Consider the following 15,527-nt stretch of genomic DNA (forward strand, 5'->3'; position numbering starts at 1 on the left):
GCCCCCTCGAAGCCGGGGCCGATATGGATGGCAGTCCCCGCTTCCGGGCGCCCGATCGTGTCGATCTCTTGCCTGATCCTATCAAAGCACGGGCCGGGATGCAGGCCCGCCCTTGCCACCGGGTCGGCGCGCGCCAATCTTCGAGGCCATGCGCCATCAGCTCGATCAGATGCTCGCCCTTGCCGAGCGCCACCTCCACAACCCGCACCGGGAAGCCGCCCTCCCCCGCCTCGCCCTCTATGCTTCCAGCGGGCAGACATGCTCCACGGCCACACTCTACCGGCCGATGCTGTGCCTGGTCCTGCAAGGCGCCAAGCAGGTGCTGATCGGCGATCGCGTGCTGCGCTACGATCCCGCATCCTATTTCGTCGCCTCGCTGGAATTGCCGGCATCCGGCCGCATCGTCGAGGCGAGCCCCGATCGCCCTTATGTCGCGCTCAGCCTCACGCTCGATCGGGAGGCGCTGGCCGCGCTGCTGCCGGATGCCCCGCCCGCGTCCGGCGGCCGCACCGCCGGCTTCGCCGTCAGCCCGGTCACGCCGCACCTGCTCGATGCCTGCCTCCGGCTGCTCGCCCTGCTCGATACGCCGGAGGATGCCGCCGTCCTCGCGCCCCTGCACGAACGCGAAATCCTCTATCGCCTGCTCCGGGGCCCGCAGGGCGGCGTGCTGCGGCAGATCGCCCAGGCGGACAGCCGCCTGTCGCAGGTCCGCCAGGCGATCGCCTGGATCAGGGAGCATTTCGACGAGCCGCTCCGCGTCGAGGCGCTGGCCGAGATTGCCGGCATGAGCCCCGCTTCCTTCCACCGCCATTTCAAGGCCGCCACGGCGATGAGCCCGCTGCAATATCAGAAGGTGCTCCGCCTGCAGGAAGCGCGGCGGCTGCTCGTCATCAGCGCGGATGCGACGCGCGCCGCCTACCGGGTCGGCTACGAAAGCGCCTCGCAGTTCAGCCGCGAATATGCCCGCATGTTCGGCGTCCCGCCCTCGCGCGATGCGGAGCGGCTGCGCGGCGCCGGCATCGGCCTACCGGAAATCAGCAGCGCGGCCTGATCCCGATCAGCCGGCCCCCGATCAGCCGGCCCCCGATCACCCCGCCAACGTCTCGATCGAGGACGTGTTCTCCAGCGTCCGGTGGACGGGGCATTTGGCGGCCACGTCCAGCAGGCGCGTGCGCTGCTCGCCGGTCAGCGCATCGCCACGGATGCGCACCGTCTTGCGGAAAACGTCCGTCTTGCCCGGCCGGCCTTCCACGGTCGCCTTCTCGTGCGTCACGTCGGTCTCGATATGGTCGACCGGCCATTGCTGCTGCCGGGCGAACCAGCGCACCGTCATCGTCGTGCATTCGCCCAGCGCCGCCGCCAGCATCTGATAGGGCGACGGGCCGAGGTCGGCACCGCCCATCGCCACCGGCTCGTCGCCGATCAGGCTATGCCCGCCGGTCTCGATCCGCACCGCGAACGGGCTCGCGCCCGTCTCGCTCACCGTCACTTCCACCTTGTCGCTCATGCCGCTCTCCCCGTCCGTGCCGCGCCCTTCCTGGACCCGCTCATCCATCGACGATATCCGAATATTCGGGGTGGCCGGCATAGAAGCGGCTCATGAAGCTGCACTTCAGCACGGCCTTGCGCCCGCTCGCGCGGATCGCATCGAACACGCCAGTCGCCAGCTTCGTGCCGATGCCCTGCCCCGAATATTCGAACGGCACCTCGGTATGGGTCAGCACCACCCGGCCTTCCTCGTCGATGCGGTAATAGGCCGCCGCCACATCGTCGCCGTCCAGCGCCAGCTCGAACCGGTGCTGCGCCGGATTGTCGATCACCGAAGCCATCTGCGTCTCCCGTCCGCCTTCCTCAATGCCCCGTCACGCCCATCGCCAGCAGCAGCAGCAGGAAGAGGGTCGCCGCGAAGGTCGCGGAAAACAGCAGGAAGCAGGTCCGCCACAGCGCGCTGAACCAGCCGAGCGAATAGGCGCCCTTCAGCTGGCGATACATGTGCCATGGCGGAAAGAAGGTCATGAATATGATGATCGCGGTCGCCGGCAGGATCAGCGCGGCGAAGCTCATCGTCACCATCATCAGCGTCATCGCCGCCAGCGAATATATGGCGAAGATGGCATGATCGTAGAGGCCGAACTGCCAGCGCCAGGCGAACATCAGCCAGATGAAGGGCAGCGATATCGGGATCAGCGCCCAGGAGAATTTATAGGCGGAGGATTGCAGCTTGTAGAGCAATAGCGCCGGATTTTTCGATGCTTTCTCAATGCCTTCATCCAGCGCGGGCCAGCCGGTGTTCGCGTTGATCCCGGAATGGGTCGGCTCGGCAACCGGTGCCTTGGCGCTATCCTTGCCGGCCAGGGCGGCCTGCTCGGCCACCCGGCCGGTCATGAGGTTGGTCACCGCCAGCTCGCGCTGCAGATCGGCGATTTGCCGGTCCAGCGCGCGGGTGTTGTCGCCCGCCGCCTTCAGCTCGTCGCGGGCGGCCTGCAACTCCTTCAGGCGGATGGCGGACCTGTCATTCTCGCTGCCGATCTCGCGCTGGGCCTCCTGCAGCCCGCTCGCCACCTCCTCCACCGTATGCCCGCTCGCGCCGCGGATCGGCAGGCCGACCCAGGAGAACACCGCCACCATCAGGAATACGGAAAACAGGAAGAGTGCCAGCGGCGACACGAATTTCGCCCGTTCGCCCAATATGTAGCGCCGGGTCAGCTCCCCCGGCCGCCAGAACAGCAGCGGCAGCGTGCCCCACATCTTCCCTTCGAAATGGAACACGCCGTGGGCGATATCGTGCACCAGCGCCATCACCGTGCGGTGCAGGTGCGCCGCCTGCCCGCAATTCTGGCAAAAATGGCCCGCAAGCGGCGTGCCGCAGTTCAGGCAGGCGCTTTCGTGGGTGTGGCCGTCATCGGTGGCGCGGCGGCCCCCAAGCCGCTCGCCCTCGATCGCATGAGCCGCAAGGGCTCCGGTCGCGACATTCGCCGCTGCTTCGAATTCTCCGGTCATGTGCCCAGGATAGCGGCGTGACCGTGGCGAAGCGAGGGGCGACGTGATAGGGCTCCGGCCATGACAGACGCCGCCACCCTCGCTTCGTCCGCCGTTACGTCCGCCACGGATGCGCCCGTCCCGGATGCGGAGGCGCTGATCCAGGATATGGGCCGCCGCGCCCGCGCCGCCGCCGCGGTGCTGGCCCGCACGCCGACCGCGGTGAAGGCCGGTGCGCTCCGCGCCGCCGCCGCCGCTCTGCGCGCGGACGAGGCCGGGATTCTCGCCGCTAATGCCGCCGATATGGCGCGCGGCCGAGAAAACGGCCTGTCGCCCGCCCTGCTCGATCGGCTGAGGCTCGATCCCGCGCGGCTGGAAGGCGTCGCCGCCGGGCTGGAGGCGGTGGCCGCCCTTGCCGATCCAATCGGCCAGGTCGTCGATCGCGCCGCGCGACCCAACGGCCTGGAATTGAGCCGGGTGCGCGTGCCGCTGGGCGTCGTCGGCATCATCTACGAAAGCCGCCCCAACGTCACTGCCGATGCCGGGGCGCTCTGCCTGATGGCCGGCAACGCCGCGATCCTGCGCGGCGGATCGGAAGCGATCCAAAGCAGCCGGGCGATCCACGCCGCCCTTATCGAAGGGCTCCGCGCCGCCGGCCTGCCCGAGGACGCGCTTCAGCTCGTCCCCGTCACCGATCGCGCGGCCGTGGGCGCGATGCTCAAGGCCGCCGGCCTTATCGACATCATCGTGCCGCGCGGCGGCAAATCGCTGGTCGCGCGCGTCCAGGCCGAGGCGCGCGTGCCCGTGCTCGCCCATCTCGACGGCATCAACCACACCTATATCGATGCCGCCGCCGATCCCGCGAAGGCGGTGGCGCTGGCCGTCAACGCGAAGATGCGCCGCACCGGCGTTTGCGGCGCGACCGAAACGCTGCTGATCGACCGCGCCTTCCCCGAGGCCGCGGCCGTGGTGAAGGCCCTGCTCGATGCCGGCTGCGAACTGCGCGGAACCCCGGAAATCCAGGCCCTCGATCCCCGGATCCTGCCGGCGGGGGACGAGGATTGGGATACCGAGTATCTCGACGCCATCTGCGCGGTCCGGGCCGTTTCAGGGGCGGACGAGGCGATCGGCCATATCGCCGCCCACGCTTCCCACCACACGGACGCGATCGTCACCGAGGATGCCGCCACCGCCGAACGCTTCCTGGCGGAAGTCGATTCGGCGATCGTGATGTGGAACGCCTCCACCCAGTTCGCCGATGGCGGCGAATTCGGCCTGGGCGCGGAAATCGGCATCTCCACTGGCCGTCTCCATGCACGTGGGCCGGTCGCGCTCGAAGGGCTCACGACCTATAAATGGGTGGTGCGCGGCACGGGACAGCTCCGCCCTTGAGCCATCGCAGAAGGGCGACCGGCCTGCTCGGCGGGTCGTTCAATCCCGCCCATCGCGCCCATCGCCGCATCACCCTTGCCGCCATCGAGGCGCTGGGGCTGGACGAGGCATGGTGGCTGGTTTCCCCCGGCAACCCGCTGAAAGATGGCGCGCCCGACATGGCCCCCCTGTCGGCCCGCGTCGCCAGCGCCCGCGCCATGGCCCGGCGCGCGCCGATCCGCGTCACCGCGATCGAGCGGCGGCTGGGCACCCGCTACACCGCAGAGACGCTGGAAAAGCTCGTCCGCCTCTACCCCGATCGCCGCTTCATCTGGTTGATGGGATCGGACAATCTCGTCCAGTTCCACCGCTGGCGGGACTGGCGCAGGATCGCGCGGACGGTTCCGATTGCCGTAATCGCCCGTCCGGGTTATGATGGGGCCGCTCACGCTACGAGGGCGATGGGCTGGCTGCGGCGTTTCGTCCGGCCCGCAAGCCAGGCGAGAAACTGGACGACGTGGAGACCGCCGGCGCTCGTGCTGCTGCGCTTTCGCCCAGATCCCGGTTCCGCCACGCGCTTGCGGGCTGAAGACCCGCTTTGGTTTCACGCATATCATCAACAGGCCCTGCGCGACCCCGTGACGCGCCGGTGCATCGACTAGGAGGCCCTTTGCCCGCCAGTACCGCCGCCCTTCGGGGCACCAACGAACCCGAGCCGTCGGCCGCGCTTCACCAGCTCGTGCTCCGCTCGCTCGACGACGACCAGGCCGTCGAGACCGTAACCATCCCGCTTGCCGGCAAGAGCAGCATCGCCGATCACATGGTGATCGCGAGCGGTCGTTCGTCGCGCCAGGTGGCATCGATGGCGCAGAAGCTCGCCGATCGCATCAAGCAGGAAACCGGCCGCATCGCCCGTATCGAAGGGCTGCCGACGGCGGACTGGGTGCTGATCGACGCGGGCGACGTGATCGTCCACCTGTTCCGCCCCGAAGTCCGCAGCTTCTACAATCTCGAACGCATGTGGGGTTTCGAGGAGGAACGCCGCCCGGCCGGCGAAGCCTGAGGCGTTGCTGCTCCACATCGTCGCGCGGGGCAAGATCGGCCGCAGCCCCGAGGCGGAGCTCGTCGATCGCTATCTGAAGCGGATCGCCTGGCCGACCCGCGTTACCGAGCTGCCCGACAAGGGCGGCCGCGCACCCGTGCTGGACAATGATTCCATCCTCGTGGCGCTGGACGAGAAAGGCCAGCAGCTGCCCTCGCTGGCGTTCGCGGAAAAGCTGGGCCGCTGGCGGGACGACGGCCGGCGCGAGGCCCGCTTCCTGATCGGCGCGGCCGACGGGCTGGAACCCGCCGATCGCGAACGCGCCGATCTGCTGCTGGCCTTCGGCGCCGCCACCTGGCCGCACATGCTGGCCAGGGCGATGCTGGCCGAACAATTGTGGCGGGCGACCAGCATCCTGGCCGGCCACCCCTATCATCGCGAAGGCTGAGCACATCGCAATGGCCCGCCCCCTGCTGATCGCCGCGACCATCGCCACCGGCGCCGTGGCGGGCCTGGCGATCGCGCGGGTGCCCACGGCGGCCGAGATTTCGGCCGATCAGATCCGTCGCCAGGCCGATGCCGCCGCCGCCCGCGCGGCGGGGCTGGAGGAACAGGCCGCCCGCGCCGCAGAGGACGCCGCCCGCACCCGCGCCGCGGAAGCCGCCGTCGCCAGCCGCGTGATCGCCGCCGAGGCGGAGATCGCCGCCGCCGAGAAGCGGATGGGCGACGTGGCCGCGCTCCGCGCCCGCCAGCGCGCGCGGCTCGCAGAGCAGCAGGCCCCGATCGTCCGGCTCACGGCCGCGTTGCAGACGATGGCCCGCCGGCCGACCGCGCTCGCCTTCGTCCAGCCCGGCTCCATCGCCGATGTCGTCCATGTTCGCGCGCTGCTCGATGCGCAGGTGCCGGCGATCCGCGATCGCACCGCCGGGCTCCGGCGCGAGGTCGCCCACGGCCTCGCTCTCCAGCGCGAGGCCGATCAGGCGGCCGCCAGCCTGCGCGACAGCCGCGATCGACTGCAGGCGGAACGCGCGGAACTCGCCCGGCTCGAAACCCGGCACCGCATCCGCGCCCAGGCACTCACCGATGATTCGCTCGCCCAGTCCGATCGGGCGATGGCGCTGGGGGAAAAGGCCCGCACCGTCGCCGACCTGATGGATCGCCTCGACAGCCAGTCGCGCACGCGCGATCGGCTGGCCGCGCTCCCCGGCCCGGTCCTCCGCCCGCTCGTCCCGGGCCAGGCGGCGGCCCCACCCGCCGAGCCCGCGCCCGAAGGCCCGCTCAACCTCGCTTATCGCCTGCCCGTTACCGGCAAGCTGGTGCGCGGCCTCGGCGAGATTTCGGACGCCGGCGTCCGCGCCCGCGGGCTCACCATCGGCGCCAAGGCCGATGCGCTGGTGGTTGCGCCGGCGCGTGGCCGGATCGCCTATGCCGGCCCCTTCCGGGGCTATGACAATATCGTCATCATCGAACATGGCGGCGGCTGGACCAGCCTCGTCACCGGCCTCGCCGCGCTCAACGCCAGGGTGGGCGAGGCGGTGGACCAGGGCAGCCCGATCGGCCGCGCCCATGGCGGCGCCGGCGGCGTGACGGTCGAGCTGCGCCGCGCCGGCCAGCCCATCGATATCGTTCCGCTGCTGGGGCAGGGCTGATGGCACGCCCCGCACCCCGCCTCCCCTACCCCCTCATCCCGTTCACCGCATCTTCATCGCCGGTGATCGACCATGCCCCCGCCCAGGCTTTTCATCCGGCAGCCTTGTTGCCGGAGAGGGAAAGGCTGTAACGTGGTGGCAATATCCAGCGAAGGCACCCTGTCGATGGCCAGATTATTGTTGCGTTCCGCCTTGCTCGTCAGCGCTGTTGCGCTGGTTCCCACCGTCACGTCGGCATTGGCGGCCGCGGATGCGGAAACTTTCCGCGAAATGGATCAGTTCATGAGCGTTTTCGATCGCGTGCGATCGGAATATGTCGACAAGGTTGACGACAAGACGCTGATCAAGGGCGCGATCGACGGCATGCTCGCCAGCCTCGATCCGCACAGCTCCTATCTCGATTCGCGCGACTATCAGAATCTGCGCACGCAGACGGACGGCGCTTATGGCGGCCTGGGCCTGACGGTCTCGATGGAGGACGGCGCGGTCAAGATCATCGCGCCGACCGAGGATACGCCTGCCTACAAGGCCGGGCTCAAGTCGGGCGACTATATCACTCATCTGGACGGCAAGCTGATCTACGGCGGCACGCTGGACGAAGCGGTCGATCAGATGCGCGGCAAGCCGGGCACGCAGGTGAAGCTAACCATCGTCCGCCCGGGCCGCGACAAGCCCTTCGACGTGACGCTGACGCGCGAGGTCATCACCCTGAAGCCCGTCAAGTGGGAGGTGAAGGACAAGGTCGGCATCGTCAACATCAACACCTTCAACAAGCAGACCGGCGAAGCGGTGCGCGCGGCGCTGGTGTCGATCGACAAGGCGGTCGGCGGCCAGCCGCTCGGCTATGTCGTCGATCTCCGCTCCAACCCCGGCGGCCTGCTGGACCAGGCGATCGAGGTTTCGGATGCCTTCCTCGATCGCGGCGAGATCGTCTCGCAGCGCGGCCGGGAGAAGAGCGATATCGAACGCTGGTATGCCCGCCCCGGCGATTTCGCCCATGGCCTGCCCGTGATCGTCCTGATCGACGCGGGATCGGCCTCGGCGGCCGAAATCGTGGCCGGCGCGCTCCAGGATCACCGGCGCGGCCTGGTGATGGGCGAACGCAGCTTCGGCAAGGGATCGGTGCAGACGCTGCTACCGCTGACCGAGGATACCGCGCTCAGGCTCACCACCGCGCGCTATTTCACGCCGTCGGGCCGCTCGGTGCAGGAAGGCGGCATCCAGCCGGATATCCGCGTGCCCCAGCTCACCGATCCCGATTACAAGGATCGTCCGCGCCTGCGCGAGGCCGATCTGCGCCGTCACCTCATCAACGAGGCGAAGCTCGACGAAAGCGTGCTGGAGGACGACACCAAGGCCGATCCCCGTTTTCAGCTGACGGCCACCCAGCTTGAAAAGCAGGGCGTTTCGGACTTCCAGCTCGATTATGCGGTGAAGACCCTCGCCCGCCTCGGCGGTGCGCCTGCAACCACCGCCGCCGCGACCACCAGCGCCGCGGCCAAGGGCACCGTGACAGCGGGCGCCGGCCCCAAGGGCGGCCGCTAAACCTCTCGTCCGGCTCCCCTCCCGGCAAGGCCGCGTGAGGGGAGCCGCAATCCCAAGGGATCTCCGCCCTCCCCATGACCAGATTCGCCACGGCCCGCCTGCTCGCCCTCCTGATCCCCACGGCGCTGATGGCGGGCGCGCTGGGATCGCAGTTCATCGGCGGCCTCTATCCGTGCGAGATGTGCCACTGGCAGCGCTGGCCGCATTATGCGGCGATCGCGATCGCGCTCCTCGCCTTTCTCGTCCGCCCCGCCGCGCGGCCGCTCACCATCCTGGCGGCGCTGGCGATCATGGCCAGCGGCGCGATCGGCGTCTTTCACGCCGGGGTCGAATATGGCTGGTGGGAAGGGCTCACCCGCTGCAGCACGATCGGCAATTCGGGTGATATCCTCGCCGATATCATGGCGGCGCCGATGGTCCGTTGCGATGAGGTGCAATGGTCGCTGTTCGGAATTTCTCTCGCCGGATGGAATGCGATCGTTTCGCTTGCCGGCGGAGCGACTATATTGGCCCTATGCCTGAAACGCCCCCGCTGATGCCGATCGACGAAAAAGCCCGCGCCTCGATGCTGCGGGTCGACCAGGCCGGTGAATATGGCGCGACCCGCATCTATGCCGGGCAACTTGCGGTGATGGGCGATCATGCGCCGGGCAGCCGCCTGATCGCGCGCATGGCCCTGCAGGAGGAACGCCACCGCGCCCGTTTCGATGCGATGATCGCCGAACGCGGCGTGCGGCCGACCGCGCTCCAGCCGCTGTGGAACGTCGCGGGCTTCGCGCTGGGCGCGGCGACGGCGCTGATCGGCCCCAAGGCCGCGATGGCCTGCACCGCGGCGATCGAGACGGAGATCGACCGCCATTATGGCGAGCAGCTCGAACGGATCGGCACCGGCGACCCCGAACTCAGCGAGGCCATCGCCGATTTCCGGGCCGAGGAGGTCGAGCATCGCGAGATAGCGCTGGCCGAAGGCGCGGAGGAAGCGCCCGCTTATCCCCTGCTCTCCAGCGCCATCCGTCTCGGCTGCCGGGCCGCGATAGCGCTTTCGAAGCGGATTTGACGCATCCCTGCCCCTGGTTCAGACGTTGGGGCAGGACAATATAGGATCGGCACGATGAAGACCGTGATCGCCAGCCTCGCTTTCGTGATCGCCGCGTCGGCGGCCATGCCCTTCGACGTCGCGCAGGCGCAGCGATCCGAAAGGGTGCTGACCATTTACGGCAACGACAAATGCCCCACCAGCAATGGCGAGGAAATCGTCGTCTGCCGCCGCCTCGACGAAAATGAGCGGTATCGCATTCCCAAGGACCTCCGCGATTCCGAACTCACGGGCAACGATGCCTGGAATGAGCGCGCGCGCAGCTTCGAATATGTCGGCCGCTCCGGCGCCCAGAGCTGCTCGCCGGTCGGCAGCGGCGGCGCATCGGGCTGCATGCGCGAAATGTTCCGCAAGGCGCGGGACGAGCGCGCCGCCAATGGCGAGAAGACCGGCATCCCCTTCTGAGCCGGCCGCACCCCTCCCGATCCTTGAGGACAAACCATATGCGCAGCACCATCCGCCTCGGCCTGGTCACGTTGGGCCTGCTGGGCGCGCTGCCTGCCTACGCCCAGGACGCGACAACCGGAACCCCGCCGGAGAAAGTCTCCTCGCTGGTCGTCTATGGCGACGATCCCTGCCCGCGCAGCACCAGCGACGAGATCGTCGTGTGCGGGCGCGAACCGGAAAGCGAACGCTACCGCGTGCCCAAGCGCTTCAGGGGCAAGAAGGCCGAGCCCGCCCAGCAAAGCTGGTCCAACACGGTGCGCCAGCTCGAATGGGTCAGCCGCGCCGGCACGCCCAACAGCTGCTCGCCAGTCGGCAGCGGCGGCGCCACCGGCTGCTACCAGATGTTCATGCGCCAGGCGCGCGCGGAACGCGAACAGGCCCGGCAGGAAGCAGCCGACATTCCCTGACGGCCGTGCGACATCAGCCCTGGTGGCAGGGCCGCCGATCGCTCCATATCACGACATAATCGTCCGGCACTCGTGTCCAGCGGCCGTCCGGCCGCCGGATCAGCGGTTCGGCGCACGCCCGGCAGCGATCGAAGAACAGCCCGTCATTCCACACGCCGGGCGACTCGCTGCGATGCAGCCCCAATCGGCATAATAAGGACATGGCGACCCCTTTGTCCCCGCCGATCGATGCCATCCCCACGGCGCCGCCGACGGTCCGTTTTCCCGCTTATATCTTTATGGTTAAGATATTCGCTACGGCAGATCAATCGGCGGGCGCGCGATAAGCGGGCAGCAGGCGGATCGCGGCGATGATGGCGAGGCCGAACAGGATCGCCGCGCAATCGGCCAGGAAATCCATGGCGTTGGCATCCCGGTGCAGCATCGGGATCGCCTGGGTGATTTCGATCGCGGCACCCACCCCCGCCAGCCCCAGCCCGGTCCGCCACAGGGCGCGGCGCGGCCAGCCCAGCCCCGCCAGCAGCGCCAGGGTGAAGAAGGCGATCATATGTTCGATCTTATCGGAAGCGGCGATGTGCGGCGCTTCGGCCTGCGGCATGATCGCCGCGCTATAGGCGAAGATCAGCGCCGCCCAGAATAGCGGCCGCGCGAGGCGTTCGATCAGGGCCATGCGGCCGGCCTCATCCGATCGGGAAAGGAAATGGCGCCTTCAGGCGGCGCCGGGGCGCCGTCGCGCCCGATATGGCAGAGCGGCGGAGCCTCCTGGCTCCGCCGCCCATGCGATCACTTCTTGCCGAGCGTGAGGCCGCCGAAGCGCTTGTTGAAGCGCGCGACCTGGCCGCCAGAATCCAGCAGGGTCGACTTGCCGCCGGTCCACGCCGGGTGGACGGTCGGATCGATGTCGAGCTGCAGCGTATCGCCCGCATTGCCCCAGACCGAACGGGTCTCGAAGACGGTTCCATCCGTCATCTGGACCTTGATCATGTGGTAGTCGGGGTGAATGTCCTTCTTCATCATTTCGCTCCTGAAATGGCTGGTTTCCGACCAGCCTGGGCAATGAAGGCGCGGCCATAGCGGCAGATGCCGCGATTGACAAGGCGCGCTTGCCCGTCGTCCCGAATGAAAGAGGCGGCCCCGCCACGCGGAACCGCCCCTTCATGATCCTGCGTTTCGCCGGAGGATTCAGGCCGCCGGCGGGTCCGCGATCATGGCGGTGAAGTTCGCCTGCGCGGCGACCTTGCCGTCCACCAGCGCCCGGCCCGCGAACTTGCAGACCGTCGCGCGCTTCTGCACGAACTCGACCTCGAGGCGCAGCAGCACGCCCGGCTCCACCGGCACGCGGAACTTCGCCTCGTCGATCGCCATGAAATAGACGAGCTTGCCGGAACCGGCGAGGCCCAGCGATTCCACCGCCAGCACGCCTGCCGCCTGCGCCAGCGCCTCGACGATCAGCACGCCCGGCATGATCGGCCGGCCGGGGAAATGGCCCTGGAAGAAGGGCTCGTTGATCGTCACCGCCTTGATCGCCGCGATCGACCGGTCGGGGATCAGCTCCTCGACGCGATCGACCAGCAGCATCGGATAGCGGTGGGGCAGCGCCGCCAGCACCCGCCGGATATCCAGCGGGCCGCGATTCCCGGCCGCGTCGCCAGCCACGTCCGTCGTCTCGCTCACCGGATCAGCGGCTCGCGGGCGCAGGCGCGGCCGGCGCCGTCGTGTTGACGCTCGGCAGCTGCGAGTTGAGCTGCGTCATCACGTCGTTGGTCACGTCCAGCCCGGCGGAGGCCGCCAGCGTGGCGCCGGTGTCGACCGCGATGTTGGCGCCGCGCGCCTGCATCACCTGGGTGACGATCGGGTTCAGCTTCTCGGTGATCTGCTGGGCGACATAGGCGCGGTTGCGCTGGAACTGCTGCTGGCGCTGCTGCAGCTGCTGGTTGGCCTGCTGCTCCTTGGTCTGGAGCGCCTGGATGCGCTGCTGCAGCGCGGCGTCGGGCGCCTTGCCGCCGGCCGCCTTGGAAATCGCTTCCGCTTCGGTGCGGATCGGGGCGCCCAGCGATTCCTGCAGCTGCTGCAGCTGCTGCGCCTGGCTCTGAAGCTGGGTCTGCGCGGCCTTGCAGGCATTGCATTCCGCATAGATCTTCTGGGTGTCGACGGTGACGATCACCGCCCCCGGAACCTTCTGGGCCTGAGCCACGCCCGGAAGGGCGGCAATCGCGGCAAGCAGAACGGCCGCCTTGGAAATGGTCTTCATCAGAATTGAGTCCCTACGTTGAAGGTGATGAGCTTTGTATCGTCGCCGTCACGCTTGACCAGCGCCTTGGCGATATCGATGCGGAACGGCCCGAAGGGCGAATTCCAGTTGACCCCGAATCCGACGGAAACGCGAGGCTTCCAGGTATCGCCCAGGAACTTCTCGTCCCATGGACCATAGGAATTGGTCGCAGCATTGTTGGGAGCGCTGCCTACGCAAATGCCGGCGTCATTCTTCTGACCCTCGCGGCAGGTCGTATACGTGCCCGCATTCGGCTCCCCCTCCGGGATTAGATACAGCGGATTGCCGGAAGTATCGCGCACCGGCCGCGTCTCGGGCTGAAGCTTGCCATCATCGTCCTTCTCGAATGTAGCCGTCGGCTCCGGCTTCTTCACACCGAAAACCGAACCGACGTCGAGGAAGATCGACGGACGCAGCCCCATCTCGCGCGCACCCGAACCAAGCGGAATTTCAAGTTCAGCGCGCGACATATAGTAATAACGGCCGCCCAGCGCATCATCATACATCCGGTCACGATCGGTGATCGGCTTGCCATCCGCATCGTAAGGGATGCGGAGCACGCGGGGACCGATACCGCGGATCGCGAAGCCCCGCATCTGCGGCTCGCCCAGGAAGAAGCGATCGGTCAGCCTCACCGCGTCCACGCCCGGCCCCGGGCTGCTCTGCAGTGGCAGGATCGCGCCGCCCTCCAGGCCCAGCGAGAAGATGAATCCACTGCCGACATTCCAATATTTATCGGCATCGATACGCGAGCGGACATAGCGCACGCTGCCGCCGAGGCCCGCGACATCCTGGCTGAACACAACACGCTGGCCCCGGCTGGGGCGGACACGATTGTTCAGATTGTCGAAGACGAGGCTGTAACCGACCGAGGAAGTCGTCCGCTTGCCCAGCGCATCGCAGAGATAGCGGCCGGCGAGCAGCGGATCGCAGACGAGTTCGCCCTGATCGTTCACCGTGTAGAAGGTGTTCTTGTCGAGCGAGACGTCGTCGAAGCTCAGGCCGTAACGCAGCGCTAGGCTGACATATTCGGTCAGTGGCACGCCCGCGCGCACCTGGAAGCCGGTGGTCGTCTGCTCGTAGGTGGTCCGGCGATCGTTGCCGTAATAGTTGAACGAGTTGTAATCGCGCCGAAACACGTCGAAGCCGAGCGCGATATTCTTGTCCATCAGATAGGGTTCGGTGAAACCCAGCTCGATCGACTTGGAATAGGTCGAATAATTGACACCGGCGCGGACTTCCTGGCCCTTGCCCATGAAGTTACGCTCACGGATCGAAAGATCGACGATGAACTTCTCGAGGCTCGAGAAGCCGGCCGAGACCTGCAGCTCGCCGGTCGATTTCTCCTCGACATTCGCTTCCAGCACCACGCGGTCGGGTGCCGACCCCGGCTTCTGCTCGATCTCCAGCTTTTCCTGAAAATAGCCGAGCGACTGGATGCGATCGCGCGAGCGCTTGACCCGGAAGCTGTTGAACGCATCGCCTTCCGAAAGGCGGAACTCGCGGCGCACCACCTTGTCCTTGGTGTGCGTGTTGCCGTTGATCGCGATGTCTTCGACATAGACGCGCGGCGCATCGTTCACCTTGAAGGTGACCGACATGGTGAGCTTGTCCTTGTCGCGCACGAAATCGGGGCGGACGTCGGGGGTGAAGCCCAAGAGGCCGGTGGTCTCGGTGATGGCGTCGACGGTGTCTTCCACCGTCTTGGCGTTGTACCAGTCGCCCTTGCGGATGCGGATCAGCGCCTTCAGCGTGTCCGGCTTGATGTCGCGGATCTCGCTCTCGGCGTCGATATCGCCGAACTTGTAGCGATCGCCCTCCTCGATCACATAGGTGATGATGAAATCGCGCTTGTCCGGCGTCAGCTCGGCAACGGCGGAGATCACGCGGAAATCGGCATAGCCCTGGGTCAGGTAGAACTGGCGCAGCTTCTGCTGGTCATAGGCCAGGCGATCGGGATCATAGCTGTCGTTGGAGGAGAATATCCGCCAGAAGCGCGAGGCCTTGGTCGCCATCTCGCCTTCGAGTTCGCCGGCCGAGAAATGCTGGTTGCCGATGATGTTGATCTGGCGGACCTTGGATTTCGCGCCCTCGTTGATCTCGAACACGATATCGACGCGGTTCTGGTCGAGCTGCACCATCTTCGGCTCGACGGTGGCGGCGAAACGGCCCTGCCGGCGATAGAGCTCGATGATGCGCGCCACGTCGGCGCGCGCCTTGGAACGGGTGAAGATCTGGCGCGGCGCCAGCCGGATCTCCGGCCGGATCTTCTCTTCCTTCAGGCGCTTATTGCCTTCCAGGACAATGCGGTTGATCACCGGGTTCTCGCGCACCTGGATGGTCAGCGCGCCGTGATCGTCGCGGATTTGGACGTCGGCGAACAATTCGGTGGCGTAAAGGTCCTTCAGCGCCTGGTCCAGCGTCTCGCGCGTATAGGGGTCGCCCGGCTTCAGCTTGATGTAGGAGCGGACGGTATCCGGCTCCAGCCGCTGCGATCCGGCGACCGCGATGGTCCGCACCACGCCGCTGCCCGGCAATGCCGCGGCCGCCGGCGCCGACGCTGCGGGCGCCGCATCCTGCGCATATGCGGCGGCGACGGGCATTCCGCCCAAAATCGTCCCCACCAGCAGCAGCGGTCCCATCCGCCGGAGCGAGTTCATGGCTTGCCGTTCGCCCCCGATGGTCCGTGCCTTCATTGCCGTCACGCGTACCCGCCCTT

20 protein-coding genes are annotated in these 15,527 nt (G+C 67.6%); 11 read left to right on the forward strand and 9 right to left on the reverse strand.

The genetic code is table 11. From position 1 onward, the window contains the following. Positions 1-148: 148 nt before the first annotated feature. A complete protein-coding gene (locus tag G432_RS04185) occupies positions 149-1,051 on the forward strand; it encodes an AraC family transcriptional regulator (RefSeq protein WP_015457574.1) in 903 nt (300 codons plus the stop codon). A gap of 36 nt (positions 1,052-1,087) precedes the next feature. Here G432_RS04185 and G432_RS04190 read toward each other — a convergent pair whose 3' ends face one another. The 3 genes from G432_RS04190 to G432_RS04200 are packed head-to-tail and all read right to left on the reverse strand — an operon-like array spanning position 1,088 to position 3,000. Then, complete coding sequence (locus tag G432_RS04190) at positions 1,088-1,555, reverse strand: OsmC family protein (protein ID WP_015457575.1); 468 nt, start codon at positions 1,553-1,555, stop codon at positions 1,088-1,090. Further along, a complete protein-coding gene (locus tag G432_RS04195; RefSeq protein ID WP_015457576.1) occupies positions 1,548-1,829 on the reverse strand; it encodes a GNAT family N-acetyltransferase in 282 nt (93 codons plus the stop codon). The genes G432_RS04190 and G432_RS04195 overlap by 8 nt, the downstream gene beginning before the upstream one ends. Before the next feature lie 22 nt (positions 1,830-1,851). Further along, positions 1,852-3,000 (reverse strand): DUF3667 domain-containing protein, encoded by a 1,149-nt coding sequence (locus tag G432_RS04200; RefSeq protein WP_015457577.1) that lies wholly within the window; start codon positions 2,998-3,000, stop codon positions 1,852-1,854. A 60-nt stretch (positions 3,001-3,060) separates the two neighbouring features. Between G432_RS04200 and G432_RS04205 the strand changes: the two genes are divergently transcribed. The 10 genes from G432_RS04205 (at position 3,061) to G432_RS04250 (ending at position 10,536) form a co-directional block, all read left to right on the forward strand. Further along, positions 3,061-4,371, forward strand: coding sequence for a glutamate-5-semialdehyde dehydrogenase (locus tag G432_RS04205; RefSeq protein ID WP_015457578.1), 1,311 nt, complete (start codon positions 3,061-3,063; stop codon positions 4,369-4,371). Then, entirely contained in the window at positions 4,335-5,012 is a 678-nt protein-coding gene (locus G432_RS04210) for a nicotinate-nucleotide adenylyltransferase (RefSeq protein WP_051128697.1), read from the forward strand. The genes G432_RS04205 and G432_RS04210 overlap by 37 nt, the downstream gene beginning before the upstream one ends. An 8-nt stretch (positions 5,013-5,020) precedes the next feature. Continuing rightward, complete coding sequence (rsfS, locus tag G432_RS04215; RefSeq protein WP_015457580.1) at positions 5,021-5,413, forward strand: ribosome silencing factor; 393 nt, start codon at positions 5,021-5,023, stop codon at positions 5,411-5,413. Between the two features lie 4 nt (positions 5,414-5,417). After that, the gene (locus tag G432_RS04220; RefSeq protein WP_015457581.1) at positions 5,418-5,840 is read left to right on the forward strand and encodes a 23S rRNA (pseudouridine(1915)-N(3))-methyltransferase RlmH; all 423 of its coding nucleotides are present in this window, start codon (positions 5,418-5,420) and stop codon (positions 5,838-5,840) included. Positions 5,841-5,850: 10 nt separating this feature from the next. Then, complete coding sequence (locus G432_RS04225) at positions 5,851-7,041, forward strand: murein hydrolase activator EnvC family protein (protein WP_015457582.1); 1,191 nt, start codon at positions 5,851-5,853, stop codon at positions 7,039-7,041. A 165-nt stretch (positions 7,042-7,206) separates the two neighbouring features. Next, positions 7,207-8,586, forward strand: a complete 1,380-nt coding sequence (locus G432_RS04230; RefSeq protein ID WP_015457583.1) for a S41 family peptidase — start codon at positions 7,207-7,209, stop codon at positions 8,584-8,586. 74 nt (positions 8,587-8,660) lie between these two features. Then, positions 8,661-9,122, forward strand: coding sequence for a disulfide bond formation protein B (locus G432_RS04235; RefSeq protein ID WP_015457584.1), 462 nt, complete (start codon positions 8,661-8,663; stop codon positions 9,120-9,122). Next, the gene (locus G432_RS04240; RefSeq protein ID WP_051128698.1) at positions 9,101-9,643 is read left to right on the forward strand and encodes a demethoxyubiquinone hydroxylase family protein; all 543 of its coding nucleotides are present in this window, start codon (positions 9,101-9,103) and stop codon (positions 9,641-9,643) included. The genes G432_RS04235 and G432_RS04240 overlap by 22 nt, the downstream gene beginning before the upstream one ends. 54 nt (positions 9,644-9,697) lie before the next feature. After that, positions 9,698-10,087: a hypothetical protein gene (locus tag G432_RS04245; RefSeq protein ID WP_015457586.1), complete on the forward strand. Its 390-nt coding sequence runs from the start codon at positions 9,698-9,700 to the stop codon at positions 10,085-10,087. Positions 10,088-10,125: 38 nt separating this feature from the next. Further along, entirely contained in the window at positions 10,126-10,536 is a 411-nt protein-coding gene (locus G432_RS04250) for a hypothetical protein (RefSeq protein WP_015457587.1), read from the forward strand. A gap of 13 nt (positions 10,537-10,549) precedes the next feature. Here G432_RS04250 and G432_RS23125 read toward each other — a convergent pair whose 3' ends face one another. The 6 genes from G432_RS23125 to bamA all read right to left on the reverse strand — a co-directional run bounded on the left by G432_RS23125 (position 10,550) and on the right by bamA (position 15,468). After that, positions 10,550-10,738 carry a hypothetical protein gene (locus G432_RS23125; RefSeq protein WP_144061981.1) on the reverse strand — a complete coding sequence of 63 codons (189 nt, stop codon included), beginning with the start codon at positions 10,736-10,738 and terminating at the stop codon, positions 10,550-10,552. A gap of 102 nt (positions 10,739-10,840) precedes the next feature. Next, a complete protein-coding gene (locus tag G432_RS04255) occupies positions 10,841-11,206 on the reverse strand; it encodes a hypothetical protein (RefSeq protein ID WP_015457588.1) in 366 nt (121 codons plus the stop codon). A gap of 113 nt (positions 11,207-11,319) precedes the next feature. After that, the gene (rpmE, locus tag G432_RS04260; RefSeq protein ID WP_015457589.1) at positions 11,320-11,550 is read right to left on the reverse strand and encodes a 50S ribosomal protein L31; all 231 of its coding nucleotides are present in this window, start codon (positions 11,548-11,550) and stop codon (positions 11,320-11,322) included. A gap of 168 nt (positions 11,551-11,718) precedes the next feature. Then, positions 11,719-12,114 (reverse strand): 3-hydroxyacyl-ACP dehydratase FabZ, encoded by a 396-nt coding sequence (gene fabZ / locus G432_RS04265; RefSeq protein ID WP_236626890.1) that lies wholly within the window; start codon positions 12,112-12,114, stop codon positions 11,719-11,721. Positions 12,115-12,214: 100 nt separating this feature from the next. Beyond that, the gene (locus G432_RS04270) at positions 12,215-12,787 is read right to left on the reverse strand and encodes an OmpH family outer membrane protein (RefSeq protein WP_015457591.1); all 573 of its coding nucleotides are present in this window, start codon (positions 12,785-12,787) and stop codon (positions 12,215-12,217) included. Continuing rightward, entirely contained in the window at positions 12,787-15,468 is a 2,682-nt protein-coding gene (gene bamA / locus G432_RS04275) for an outer membrane protein assembly factor BamA (protein WP_041865142.1), read from the reverse strand. The genes G432_RS04270 and bamA overlap by 1 nt, the downstream gene beginning before the upstream one ends. Positions 15,469-15,527: the final 59 nt, after the last annotated feature.

It is taken from the genome of Sphingomonas sp. MM-1 (genome assembly GCF_000347675.2).
GTDB classification, from domain to species: domain Bacteria; phylum Pseudomonadota; class Alphaproteobacteria; order Sphingomonadales; family Sphingomonadaceae; genus Sphingomonas_E; species Sphingomonas_E fennica.

Coding starts and splice junctions, on each gene's coding strand:
- G432_RS04255 (WP_015457588.1), bottom strand. CDS start 11,206: ATGGCCCTGATCGAACGCCTCGCGCGGCCGCTATTCTGGGCGGCGCTG.
- G432_RS04245 (WP_015457586.1), top strand. CDS start 9,698: ATGAAGACCGTGATCGCCAGCCTCGCTTTCGTGATCGCCGCGTCGGCG.
- G432_RS04210 (WP_051128697.1), top strand. CDS start 4,335: ATGGGTGGTGCGCGGCACGGGACAGCTCCGCCCTTGAGCCATCGCAGA.
- G432_RS23125 (WP_144061981.1), bottom strand. CDS start 10,738: ATGTCCTTATTATGCCGATTGGGGCTGCATCGCAGCGAGTCGCCCGGC.
- G432_RS04205 (WP_015457578.1), top strand. CDS start 3,061: ATGACAGACGCCGCCACCCTCGCTTCGTCCGCCGTTACGTCCGCCACG.
- G432_RS04185 (WP_015457574.1), top strand. CDS start 149: ATGCGCCATCAGCTCGATCAGATGCTCGCCCTTGCCGAGCGCCACCTC.
- G432_RS04230 (WP_015457583.1), top strand. CDS start 7,207: ATGGCCAGATTATTGTTGCGTTCCGCCTTGCTCGTCAGCGCTGTTGCG.
- G432_RS04250 (WP_015457587.1), top strand. CDS start 10,126: ATGCGCAGCACCATCCGCCTCGGCCTGGTCACGTTGGGCCTGCTGGGC.
- G432_RS04190 (WP_015457575.1), bottom strand. CDS start 1,555: ATGGATGAGCGGGTCCAGGAAGGGCGCGGCACGGACGGGGAGAGCGGC.
- fabZ (WP_236626890.1), bottom strand. CDS start 12,114: ATGCTGCTGGTCGATCGCGTCGAGGAGCTGATCCCCGACCGGTCGATC.
- G432_RS04225 (WP_015457582.1), top strand. CDS start 5,851: ATGGCCCGCCCCCTGCTGATCGCCGCGACCATCGCCACCGGCGCCGTG.
- G432_RS04235 (WP_015457584.1), top strand. CDS start 8,661: ATGACCAGATTCGCCACGGCCCGCCTGCTCGCCCTCCTGATCCCCACG.
- G432_RS04195 (WP_015457576.1), bottom strand. CDS start 1,829: ATGGCTTCGGTGATCGACAATCCGGCGCAGCACCGGTTCGAGCTGGCG.
- bamA (WP_041865142.1), bottom strand. CDS start 15,468: ATGAACTCGCTCCGGCGGATGGGACCGCTGCTGCTGGTGGGGACGATT.
- G432_RS04270 (WP_015457591.1), bottom strand. CDS start 12,787: ATGAAGACCATTTCCAAGGCGGCCGTTCTGCTTGCCGCGATTGCCGCC.
- rpmE (WP_015457589.1), bottom strand. CDS start 11,550: ATGAAGAAGGACATTCACCCCGACTACCACATGATCAAGGTCCAGATG.
- G432_RS04200 (WP_015457577.1), bottom strand. CDS start 3,000: ATGACCGGAGAATTCGAAGCAGCGGCGAATGTCGCGACCGGAGCCCTT.
- G432_RS04240 (WP_051128698.1), top strand. CDS start 9,101: ATGCCTGAAACGCCCCCGCTGATGCCGATCGACGAAAAAGCCCGCGCC.